The 11,429-nt window shown below is 58.9% G+C and carries 10 protein-coding genes; all 10 read right to left on the bottom strand.

Going from position 1 to position 11,429, the window contains the following annotated elements; translation table 11 throughout:
- Nucleotides 1-86: 86 nt before the first annotated feature.
- Nucleotides 87-1,442 (bottom strand): NADH-quinone oxidoreductase subunit NuoF, encoded by a 1,356-nt coding sequence (gene nuoF / locus ACA048_RS18460; protein ID WP_008068294.1) that lies wholly within the window; start codon nucleotides 1,440-1,442, stop codon nucleotides 87-89.
- Nucleotides 1,439-1,936, bottom strand: a complete 498-nt coding sequence (nuoE, locus tag ACA048_RS18455) for an NADH-quinone oxidoreductase subunit NuoE (protein ID WP_007946422.1) — start codon at nucleotides 1,934-1,936, stop codon at nucleotides 1,439-1,441. The genes nuoF and nuoE overlap by 4 nt, the downstream gene beginning before the upstream one ends.
- A 2-nt stretch (nucleotides 1,937-1,938) precedes the next feature.
- Nucleotides 1,939-3,723 carry an NADH-quinone oxidoreductase subunit C/D gene (gene nuoC, locus ACA048_RS18450; protein WP_497625706.1) on the bottom strand — a complete coding sequence of 595 codons (1,785 nt, stop codon included), beginning with the start codon at nucleotides 3,721-3,723 and terminating at the stop codon, nucleotides 1,939-1,941.
- A 72-nt stretch (nucleotides 3,724-3,795) separates the two neighbouring features.
- Nucleotides 3,796-4,470, bottom strand: a complete 675-nt coding sequence (locus tag ACA048_RS18445; protein WP_007946424.1) for a NuoB/complex I 20 kDa subunit family protein — start codon at nucleotides 4,468-4,470, stop codon at nucleotides 3,796-3,798.
- A gap of 10 nt (nucleotides 4,471-4,480) precedes the next feature.
- The gene (locus ACA048_RS18440; RefSeq protein ID WP_003223812.1) at nucleotides 4,481-4,894 is read right to left on the bottom strand and encodes an NADH-quinone oxidoreductase subunit A; all 414 of its coding nucleotides are present in this window, start codon (nucleotides 4,892-4,894) and stop codon (nucleotides 4,481-4,483) included.
- 643 nt (nucleotides 4,895-5,537) lie between these two features.
- On the bottom strand, nucleotides 5,538-6,863 hold the full coding sequence (aceA, locus tag ACA048_RS18435; RefSeq protein WP_007946425.1) for an isocitrate lyase: 1,326 nt from the start codon (nucleotides 6,861-6,863) through the stop codon (nucleotides 5,538-5,540).
- Nucleotides 6,864-7,337: 474 nt separating this feature from the next.
- Nucleotides 7,338-8,099 carry a secretin N-terminal domain-containing protein gene (locus tag ACA048_RS18430; RefSeq protein ID WP_497625705.1) on the bottom strand — a complete coding sequence of 254 codons (762 nt, stop codon included), beginning with the start codon at nucleotides 8,097-8,099 and terminating at the stop codon, nucleotides 7,338-7,340.
- Between the two features lie 216 nt (nucleotides 8,100-8,315).
- Complete coding sequence (locus ACA048_RS18425) at nucleotides 8,316-8,741, bottom strand: GNAT family N-acetyltransferase (protein WP_497625704.1); 426 nt, start codon at nucleotides 8,739-8,741, stop codon at nucleotides 8,316-8,318.
- A complete protein-coding gene (locus ACA048_RS18420) occupies nucleotides 8,734-9,903 on the bottom strand; it encodes a ribosomal protein uL16 3-hydroxylase (RefSeq protein ID WP_497625703.1) in 1,170 nt (389 codons plus the stop codon). The genes ACA048_RS18425 and ACA048_RS18420 overlap by 8 nt, the downstream gene beginning before the upstream one ends.
- An 86-nt stretch (nucleotides 9,904-9,989) precedes the next feature.
- A complete protein-coding gene (gene purB / locus ACA048_RS18415; protein ID WP_497625702.1) occupies nucleotides 9,990-11,360 on the bottom strand; it encodes an adenylosuccinate lyase in 1,371 nt (456 codons plus the stop codon).
- Nucleotides 11,361-11,429: the final 69 nt, after the last annotated feature.

Here is an 11,429-nt window from a genome sequence, read left to right as displayed (position 1 = left end):
TGTTATTCGCGTGAATCAACACAGCCGTTAAAGGCGTCATCACACGCGAAGGCGAAGGGCACGGACCCTTCGCCTTCTTTAAGCGTTTACGCGCCGACTACGATCGGCCTTGCCAGAGGCGGGACGACGGCGCTGGTAGGCGCGATGCCGGCTTCAAACTCTGGACGGAAGTATTTGATTGCGCTGCCCAACGGCTCCACGGCGCCCGGTGCGTGAGCACAGAAGGTCTTGCCTGGGCCGAGGAAACCGACCAGACCCAATAGGGTCTCGATATCGCCGGCTTGCCCTTCACCGTTTTCAATTGCGCGCAGGAGCTTGACGCTCCACGGCAAACCGTCACGGCACGGGGTGCAGAAACCGCACGACTCACGGGAGAAGAACTCTTCCATGTTGCGCAGCAGGGACACCATGTTGACGCTGTCGTCGACCGCCATGGCCAGGCCAGTACCCATACGGGTGCCAACCTTGGCGATGCCGCCGGCATACATTTGTGCGTCGAGGTGTTCCGGCAACAGGAAACCGGTACCGGCGCCGCCAGGCTGCCAGCACTTGAGCTTGTAACCGTCGCGCATGCCGCCGGCGTAGTCTTCGAACAGCTCACGGCCGGTAACGCCAAATGGCAGTTCCCACAGCCCAGGGTTCTTGACCTTGCCGGAGAAGCCCATGAGCTTGGTGCCCATGTCTTCACTGCCTTCGCGAGCCAACGATTTGTACCAGTCCACGCCGTCGGCAATGATCGCCGGCACGTTGCACAGGGTTTCAACGTTGTTCACGCAGGTCGGCTTGCCCCACACGCCAACGGCGGCAGGGAAGGGCGGCTTGGAGCGCGGGTTGGCACGGCGGCCTTCGAGGGAGTTGATCAGTGCAGTTTCTTCACCGCAGATGTAACGCCCGGCGCCGGTGTGGACGAACAGCTCGAAATCGAAGCCGCTGCCCAGAATGTTTTTACCCAGCAGGCCCGCTGCCTTGGCTTCTTCCACGGCACGGTTCAGGTGCTTGGCGGCGGTGGTGTATTCGCCACGCAGGAAGATGTAGCCACGGTAGGTTTTCAGCGCGCGAGCACTGATCAGCATGCCTTCGATCAGCAGATGGGGCAGTTGCTCCATCAGCATGCGGTCTTTCCAGGTGTTCGGTTCCATCTCGTCCGCGTTGCACAGCAGGTAGCGGATGTTGATGGATTCGTCTTTGGGCATCAGGCCCCACTTAACGCCAGTGGGGAAGCCTGCACCGCCGCGACCCTTAAGGCCGGAGTCTTTCACGGTCTGGACGATGTCGTCCTGAGCCATGTCGGCGAAGGCTTTGCGCGCAGCGGCGTAACCGTTCTTGGCTTGGTATTCGTCGAGCCACACAGCTTCGCCGTCGTCACGCAGACGCCAGGTAAGCGGGTGAGTCTCGGCCGACCGCTTGATGCGGTTGGCAGGGCCGAAGGAAGTCAGGGTCATACGTAGCCCTCGAGCAATTTGGCAACGCCGGCAGGCTGCACATCACCGAAAGTGTCGTCGTCGATCATCAACGCCGGCGCCTTGTCACAGTTGCCGAGGCAGCAGACCGGCAGCAGGGTGAAACGACCGTCGGCGGTGGTCTGACCCAGGCCGATGCCCAGATTGCTCTGGATTTCGCTGACAACGGACTCGTGACCACCGATGTAGCAGACCATGCTGTCGCAGACGCGAATGATGTGACGGCCCACTGGCTGACGGAAGATCTGGCTATAGAACGTCGCCACGCCTTCTACGTCGCTGGCCGGAATGCCGAGGATTTCGCCGATGGCGTACAGAGCGCCATCCGGCACCCAGCCACGTTCCTTCTGGACGATCTTCAGGGCTTCGATCGACGCCGCGCGCGGGTCTTCGTAGTGATGCAACTCGTGCTCGATGGCCGAGCGCTCGGTTTCACTCAAGGTGAAACGGTCTGTCTGGATAAGCGTGCTGTTCATGCTTAGCGGTCCACGTCGGCCATAACGAAATCGATACTACCCAGGTACGCAATCAAGTCCGCGACCATGCTGCCTTTGATCACCGAAGGGATCTGCTGCAAGTGCGGGAAGCTTGGGGTACGAATCCGGGTGCGGTAGCTCATGGTGCCGCCATCGCTCGTCAGGTAATAACTGTTGATGCCCTTGGTCGCTTCGATCATCTGGAAGGATTCGTTGGCCGGCATGACCGGGCCCCACGAAACTTGCAGGAAGTGTGTGATCAGGGTCTCGATGTGTTGCAGGGTGCGCTCTTTCGGCGGCGGCGTGGTCAGCGGGTGATCCGCCTTGTACGGGCCTTCCGGCATGTTGCGCATGCACTGATCGATGATCTTGATGCTCTGGCGCATTTCTTCGACGCGCACGATGCAGCGATCGTAGGCATCACCATTGGCGGCCAGTGGCACTTCGAATTCGAAGTTTTCGTAACCGGAGTATGGACGAGCCTTGCGCAGGTCGAAGTCGCAACCGGTCGAACGCAGGCCGGCACCGGTGACGCCCCATTCCAGGGCCTCTTTGGTGTTGTAGGCGGCGACGCCGATGGTCCGGCCTTTAAGGATGCTGTTGTCCAGCGCGGCTTTCTGGTATTCGTCCAGACGCTTTGGCATCCACTCGACGAAGTCTTTCACCAGTTTTTCCCAGCCGCGCGGCAGGTCGTGGGCGACGCCACCGATGCGGTACCAGGCCGGGTGCAGACGGAAACCGGTAATGGCTTCGATCACCGTATACGCCTTCTGACGGTCGGTGAACGTGAAGAACACCGGGGTCATGGCGCCCACGTCCTGGATGTAAGTCCCCAGGAACAGCAGGTGGCTGGTGATCCGGAAGAACTCGGCCATCATGATGCGGATGACGTCGACCTTCTCAGGCACCTTGATGCCGGCCAGCTTCTCGACCGAGAGCACGTACGGCAGGTTGTTCATCACGCCGCCGAGGTAGTCGATACGGTCGGTGTACGGGATGAAGCTGTGCCAGGACTGACGCTCGGCCATCTTCTCGGCACCACGGTGGTGGTAGCCAACGTCCGGTACGCAATCGACGATCTCTTCACCGTCCAACTGCAGGATGATGCGGAACGCACCGTGCGCGGAAGGGTGGTTAGGACCCAGGTTGAGGAACATGTAGTCCTCGTTCGCACCGGAACGCTTCATGCCCCAGTCTTCAGGCTTGAAGCGCGCGGCTTCTTCCTCAAGCTGTTGCTTGGCCAGGTTCAGGGTGAACGGGTCGAACTCGGTGGCACGGGCCGGGAAGTCCTTGCGCAGCGGGTGACCTTCCCAGGTCGGCGGCATCATGATGCGGGTCAGGTGCGGGTGACCGGCAAAGTTGATGCCGTACATGTCCCACACTTCACGCTCGTACCAGTTGGCGTTCGGCCACAGACCGGTCACGGTCGGCACGTTGAGGTCGCTCTCGGACAAGGCGACCTTGATCATCACGTCACTATTACGTTCGATCGACATCAAGTGATAGAACACAGTGAAGTCGGCGCCGCTTGGCAGCCCTTGACGCTTGGTGCGCAGACGCTCGTCCACGCCGTGCAGGTCATAGAGCATGACGTACGGCTTGGGCAGGTTACGCAGGAAGGTCAGGACTTCGACGAGTTTGGCACGCGCAACCCAAAGCACCGGCATGCCGGTGCGGGTTGGCTGGGCGGTGAACGCCTCGGGGCCAAAACGGTTGTTCAGTTCGACGACCACATCCTGGTCGTCTGCCTTGTAAGGCGGGATGTACAGAGCACTGCCTGTAGTCATGGTTATTTATCGCTTTGGGTCAACGTAAAGAATGAAGCCAGGTTCTCGTTCTATAAAAGAAGCAGGTCTGGATCAGACTTCGTCGGGGCTGCGCAGGTTGGTGACTGCGATTCGCTGTTCGCGGCGCTTTTCCTTCTCGGAAGGCATCTCGGCGCGGTACACGCCTTGATCACCAACGACCCAGGAAAGTGGACGACGCTCCTGGCCAATCGACTCTTGCAAGAGCATCAAGCCTTGCAGAAAAGCTTCTGGACGGGGCGGGCAGCCAGGCACGTAGACGTCCACGGGCAGGAACTTGTCCACCCCTTGAACGACAGAGTAGATGTCGTACATGCCACCGGAGTTGGCGCACGAACCCATGGAGATAACCCACTTAGGTTCGAGCATTTGCTCGTAGAGACGCTGAATGATCGGCGCCATCTTGATGAAGCAGGTACCGGCGATAACCATGAAATCCGCCTGACGCGGCGATGCCCGGATAACCTCGGCGCCAAAGCGCGCGATGTCGTGGGGCGCCGTGAAGGCGGTGGTCATTTCCACGTAGCAGCACGAAAGACCGAAGTTATACGGCCACAGGGAGTTCTTGCGCCCCCAGTTGATCGTGCCGTTAAGCACGTCTTCGAGCTTGCCCATGAAAATGTTTTTGTGAACTTGATCTTCTAACGGATCGGAAACGGTTTCCCGTTCGCCAATCGGATACTGCTCGTTAGGAGCATCGGGGTCGATCCTGGTGAGATTGTATTGCATTGCCAAAGCCTCATTGTTTCAGCTTCGCCTGTCGCTTACGACGAGCTTCCGGAGCCCAGTCAAGGGCGCCCACTCGGAATAGGTAGACAAGGCCTGCCAACAGAATTGCTATGAAAACGAGAGCTTCGACGAATCCGGTCCAGCCGCTTTCGCGGACGGACACAGACCATGCAAAGAGAAAAAGGGCTTCGATATCGAAGATCACGAAGAGCATCGCGACCAGATAGAATTTGGCTGAGAGCCGCAATCGGGCGCCACCTGTAGGCAGCATGCCGGATTCGAACGGTTCGTTTTTGCTGCGGCCCCAGGCTTTTGACCCGAGGAGGCTGGAGACGCCGAGCATGAAGGCGCAAAGGCCGACGACGCCCAGAAGGAAAATGGCAAAGCCCCAGTTGTGGGCCATGAGTCCTGTCGCTTCGGGCATGCTGGTAATCCTTAACAGAGAGCAAAGGTCTCTGAGCTTGAAAAAGTAACAACGCAGTGACGATATGTCGCAGCAATCAATCCCGCTGATTTTATGGCTAAACACCCAGCAAGTAAAATTCCTATAGCGAAATTATTTATAGGAATAAGGACATAGCGCACCTTCAAAGCCCCGCAGCCCATGCATCGCGGGCATTAGCCGGCTTTTCATCAATATTGTTTTGTCGGGAATGTAACGAACATAGTTGCGCCTGAATGATAATCAATATTGTTTGTAGTGGTTTTTAAACTGTTTATCCGGGCAACGGCCGGGAAGTTGCGATATATGCGCGTTACAGCAAATAGCGACCGCGCCTGTTTTAGCGGATTTTTCTGACACCGATACCGCGCTGGATCAATGTTTTTGCCGGCCTCACAACGGACCCCTGTAGGAGCCGAGCTTGCTCGCGATAGCGGTGCATCATTAAGAAAATGACTGACTGGCACGACGCCATCGCGAGCAAGCTCGGCTCCTACAGGGATTCAACGGTGTTCATTAAATCGCAGGCAAAAAAACGCCCCGAACCAGTCGGGGCGTCAGATGTGCGGCGCTGCGATTAGCTGTCTATCCGGTCCGCAGCGGCCGATCGTTCAGGCGAAGCAGATCAGTGGAACTGTTCTTCTTCAGTCGAACCGGTCAGTGCGGTTACCGAAGACGAGCCACCTTGAATTACAGTGGTCATGTCGTCGAAGTAGCCGGTGCCCACTTCCTGCTGGTGAGCCACGAAGGTGTAGCCCTTCGAAGCGTCAGCGAACTCTTGCTCTTGCAACTTCACGTAGGCAGTCATGTCGTTGCGGGCGTAGTCGTGCGCCAGGTTGAACATGCTGTGCCACATGTTGTGAATGCCGGCCAGGGTGATGAACTGGTGCTTGTAACCCATGGCGGACAGTTCGCGCTGGAACTTGGCGATGGTCGCGTCGTCCAGGTTTTTCTTCCAGTTGAAGGAAGGCGAGCAGTTGTACGACAGCAGTTGGTCCGGGTATTCCTTTTTGATCGCTTCAGCGAAGCGACGAGCCTCGTCCAGATCCGGCTTGGCGGTTTCGCACCAGATCAGGTCGGCGTACGGAGCGTAAGCCAGGCCGCGAGCGATGGCCTGGTCCAGACCGGCGCGCACTTTGTAGAAGCCTTCCTGGGTACGTTCGCCAGTCACGAATGGCTGGTCGTACGGGTCGCAGTCGGACGTCAGCAGGTCAGCTGCGTTAGCGTCGGTACGGGCCAGGATGATGGTCGGAGTACCGGCAACGTCAGCCGCCAGACGGGCAGCGGTCAGCTTCTGTACAGCTTCCTGGGTAGGAACCAGTACCTTGCCGCCCATGTGGCCGCATTTCTTTACGGAAGCCAGTTGGTCTTCGAAGTGAACGCCGGCGGCGCCTGCTTCGATCATGCTCTTCATCAGCTCGTAAGCGTTCAGTACGCCGCCGAAACCGGCTTCAGCGTCAGCCACGATTGGAGCGAAGTAGTCGATGTAGCCTTCGTCGCCCGGGCCTTTGCCGGCTTTCCACTGGATCTGGTCAGCACGACGGAACGAGTTGTTGATGCGCTTGACCACAGTTGGAACGGAGTCCACCGGGTACAGCGACTGGTCCGGGTACATCGATTCGGCGGAGTTGTTGTCCGCAGCCACTTGCCAGCCCGACAGGTAGATCGCCTGGATACCGGCTTTAACTTGCTGTACAGCCTGGCCGCCGGTCAGGGCGCCCATGCAGTTGACGAAATCTTTCTCGGGACGGAAGGAAGGCTTGGCGCCCTGGGTGACCAGGTTCCACAGCTTCTCGGCGCCCAGTTTTGCAAAGGTGTGCTCAGGTTGAACCGAGCCACGCAGGCGGACGACGTCAGCAGCGGAGTAAGCGCGTGTCACGCCTTTCCAGCGTGGGTTTTCAGCCCAATCTTTTTCGAGGGCTGCAATTTGCTGTTCGCGTGTCAGTGCCATGGAGATAAACCTCGTCGCGTCTTTTACGGAAAGTTGTTCTGCGGTGGAAAATTCATGCGCTCGCTGACCAGAAGCTTGGGTGGTCAAGTCAGATTCGGCGGGGTAGCGACGGGATGAACGATGGGCTCGAGGGGAAGTGAGCAGGTAAGGGCAAACTGGCGGGCGCATTCGGGCATCGTGGGCCTTGGTGCGAACTTCAGTGCAGTGCCGGGTTACCTAATTACGCTTCCGTCCCTCGGGACAACTTCGTTCCAGTCGGCAACCTCGTCAAACACACCTTGTGGGCGGTACAGACACGAAGCGGCTCGCGAGATAGGTGCGAGCATCGCCTCGAAGGCCCTTGCCAGGGCCCCTGATTAGCGGGAGCGAGGCCATCATGCCTTTGCTTTTTTCGATCGTCAAACGTTTTGTAGTGCTTTTTTTCAGGCACTACATCTTTGGTCTAATACGACTAATCAGTCAGTTCCCGGTGCTTTAGTCCAAAGTATCGACTTTCACCCGCAAGGTCATGTCATCCCGGCCCTGAGTCGCATAGCTGCGAGTCCTGGCCTGTTTGTCGGCCAGGTTCTGGTGGTTGACGCCGGCCAGCGTAATCCATTCGCCGAGGCGACCTGTGACAGTTGTGTCGGTGCTTTGCACGTTCACTACATCGGGACGTTCCTGGCTCATGCGGTCACGGTTGGTGCTAATCGCCACGTGAACGATTTCACCCGTGACGCTGGCGGTGACGTAGAAGCCTTGAGTGACGTTGCGGTATTCGGTCTGGCTGCGCAAATCACCGTAAGAATCGGTCTGCGCGCTCGTGAGCGGAACGCTCTGGCCGACCTGAATCAGTGCAGGTGTGCCTTCGCTGGCCTGCACCTGCTGGACTCCGCCGTCACGGCTGGCGGTGCTGCGATGGATGATTCGGGTCTGGTTCGGCTTGGCGCCGTTTACCGAGTAACCCTGATTGTCCTGGTAGTTGTTGTTACTGGTGTCGACGGTGATCAGCAGGCGTTTGGCGGCGACATCGAGTTGGCTGATCAGGGCTTTAAGTTCGTCGATCTTGCGTTGATCCGCGTTAACAATCAGCTGATTGCCATACGCGCTGACCTGGCCTTCGTTGCCAATGAAATCCTGCGCCACGGGCAGCATGTCGGCGCTGGTACGGAAGTTCAGGGGCACGATTTCGGTGGCGGCCATGGCTGAAAAACTGCAGGTCAGCAGCAGGGTGGTGAGCAGGGTGCGTAGGGACATATCCGTTATCTCCGACTTCTAATGCCTTGATAGTGCCAGTTTGTCGGCCCGGCGTGGTGCAAGTTGAATCGTAGACAGCAAAACGCCCCGGCATCCGAAAATGGCGGGGCGTTTTGTGGTGTTCTTGAAATTGCTATCGCGGGCAAGCCCGGCTCCTACAGGTTCAGCGCGATCACTGTAGGAGTCGGGCTTGCCCGCGAAGGCAGCACCTCGGTGTCAAGCCGAGTGACGCACCATGTCCACATGCGGAATCCCGGCTTCCAGGAATTCCTCGCTGAGAATTTGAAAACCCAGGCGCTCATAGAACGCCGTGGCTTGCACTTGCGCACTCAGCATCTGCTGCTTCAGCCCGCGCTTCTCGGATTCACCAATTACTGCATTCATCAGTGCATCACCGACCTTCAGACCACGCCAGTCCTTGAGTACCGATACCCGGCCAATGTGGCCGTCCGGCAGCAAGCGAGCGGTGCCAATCGGAAAGTCGCCTTCGAAGGCCAGGAAATGCACCGCGGTGGCGTCATCGGCATCCCATTCCAGCTCAGGTGGAACGGATTGCTCGGCGATGAACACCGTCTCACGAATGCGCCGGATCTCGGCGATATCCTTCTGCCAGTCTGCTACACGTACGTGAATTTTACTCATCGGCAAACCCCAGGCTTCCTTGCTTGATCAATTCGCAGATCAGGCCTCGGCCGTCTTCGTCGCTCAGCCACTCGCCCAGGTTGTCGACGTGCAGCGCGTCAGCGGCGCAGATCATTTTCAGCAGTTCGCGCAGCTTGCCTGGCAGGTAGCGGCTCTGGCCGCTGGCGAACAGCAGCAGGTCGTCATCGACTTCGGACCAGGCGAGGCGGGCGCTTGGGTTGCGGATCAAGACCGCGCCTTGTTCCAGGCTGGCGAGCAGGTCGTCTTCCTCGATTTCTTCCGGACCTGCCACGAGTTCCGGGTAGCGCGGCTCGGTCATGAACTGGCCAAACCAGGTCAGCAGCAGACGCTCATCGCTCATGTGCTCGGCCAACAGGCTTTTGAGGCGATCAAGGGCGTCGTGCTGGATCTGGTGCGGATCAACCGCAGGCAGGGCGTCGGCGTCGGTGTAACGCTCTTCGTCCGTCAGGAACTGGCTGAGGAAGTCGGTGAAGTGGGTCAGCACTTCAGCGGCGCTCGGCGCACGGAAACCAACCGAGTACGTCATGCAATCATCGACTGCGACGCCGCAGTGGGCCAGGCGCGGTGGCAGGTACAGCATGTCGCCCGGTTCCAGAACCCACTCATCGGTGGCTTCGAAGTCCGCGAGGATGCGCAGGTCGGCGTGTGGCAGCAGGGCGCTTTCGGAGTCGCACATCTGGCCGATTTTCCAGTTGCGCTTGCCGTGGCCTTGCAGCAGGAACACGTCATAGTTGTCGAAGTGCGGACCGACGCTGCCACCCGGGGCGGCGAAGCTGATCATCACGTCGTCAACGCGCCAGCTCGGCAGAAAGCGGAAGTTTTCCAGCAGTTCGCTGACTTCCGGCACAAACTGATCGACCGCTTGAACCAGCAGGGTCCAGTCGCGTTCCGGCAATTTGCTGAATTCGTCTTCGGCGAATGGGCCGCGGCGCAATTCCCATGGGCGCTCGCCGTTCTCGATCACCAGGCGCGATTCGACTTCTTCTTCCAGCGCCAGGCCGGCCAGTTCGTCGGCGTCAATCGGGCTTTCGAAATCAGGAATCGCCTGGCGGATCAGCAGCGGTTTTTTTTGCCAGTAGTCGCGCAGGAATTCGCGCGCCGTGATGCCGCCCAGAAGTTGAAGAGGAATGTCAGGATTCATGTGTAACCTATTGAAAAAAACTACTTTTTAGACAGGAATAAAAACGCCCGGCGCGGCCGGGCGTCTCAAACAGGTTCAGCGGTCAATCAGATGCGTTTGGCTTGCTCTACAGCGTTACCGATGTAGTTCGCCGGGGTGAGCAATTTCAGCTCGGCCTTGGCGGCGGCTGGCATGTCCAGGCCGTCGATGAAAGTCTGCAGCGCTTCGGGGCTGATGCCCTTGCCGCGGGTCAGTTCTTTCAGCTTTTCGTACGGGTTTTCGATGTTGTAGCGGCGCATCACGGTCTGGATCGGCTCGGCCAGAACTTCCCAGCACGCGTCCAGGTCAGCAGCGATTTTCTGAGCGTTGAGCTCAAGCTTGCTGATGCCTTTGAGGCTCGCTTCGTACGCGATCACGCTGTGGGCGAAGCCGACACCGAGGTTGCGCAGCACGGTGGAGTCGGTCAGGTCACGCTGCCAGCGGGAGATTGGCAGCTTGCTCGCCAGGTGCTGGAACAGTGCGTTGGCGATGCCCAGGTTGCCTTCGGAGTTTTCGAAGTCGATCGGGTTGACCTTGTGCGGCATGGTCGACGAACCGATTTCGCCAGCGATGGTGCGCTGTTTGAAATAACCCAGGGAGATGTAGCCCCAGATGTCGCGGTCGAAGTCGATCAGGATGGTGTTGAAGCGCGCGATGGCGTCGAACAGCTCGGCAATGTAGTCGTGCGGTTCGATCTGCGTGGTGTACGGGTTGAAACCCAGGCCCAGCTCGTCTTCGATGAAGGCGCGGGCGTTTTCTTCCCAATCGATCTGAGGGTAGGCCGACAGGTGAGCGTTGTAGTTGCCGACGGCGCCGTTGATCTTGCCCAGCAGCGGAACGGCGGCGACCTGAGCGATTTGACGCTCCAGACGGTAAACCACGTTCGCCAGTTCTTTGCCCAGGGTGGTCGGCGAAGCCGGCTGACCGTGAGTGCGCGACAGCATTGGCACGTCGGCAAAACGGATGGCCAGTTCGCGGATGGCTTCGGCGGTTTGGCGCATCAGCGGCAGCATCACGTCATCACGGCCTTCGCGCAGCATCAGGGCGTGGGACAGGTTGTTGATGTCCTCGCTGGTGCAGGCAAAGTGGATGAATTCGCTGACGGCAGCCAGTTCTGGCAGCTTGGCCGCTTGCTCTTTGAGCAGGTATTCGATGGCTTTGACGTCGTGGTTGGTGGTGCGCTCGATCTCTTTGACACGCTCGGCGTGCTCCAGAGCGAAGTTTTCCGCCAGGGTGTTCAGCACAGCGTTGGCTTCGGCGGAGAACGCCGGCACTTCGCTGATGCCAGGGTGAGCGGCCAGGCGCTGGAGCCAGCGCACTTCAACCAGGACGCGAGCACGGATCAGACCGTATTCGCTGAAAATCGGGCGCAGGGCCTGGGTTTTGCCGGCGTAGCGGCCGTCAACAGGGGAAACCGCAGTGAGCGAAGAAAGCTGCATGGGGTGTTCTCGGACAGTCGGGCAACGAAATGGGGCGCGTATCATACATGAAAAAATCCGCCGGTCCGT

The sequence above is a fragment of the Pseudomonas sp. LBUM1659 genome (assembly GCF_059716045.1).
The sequence above is the reverse complement of the archived record's forward strand: the minus strand, read 5'-3'. Positions and strand labels throughout refer to the sequence as shown.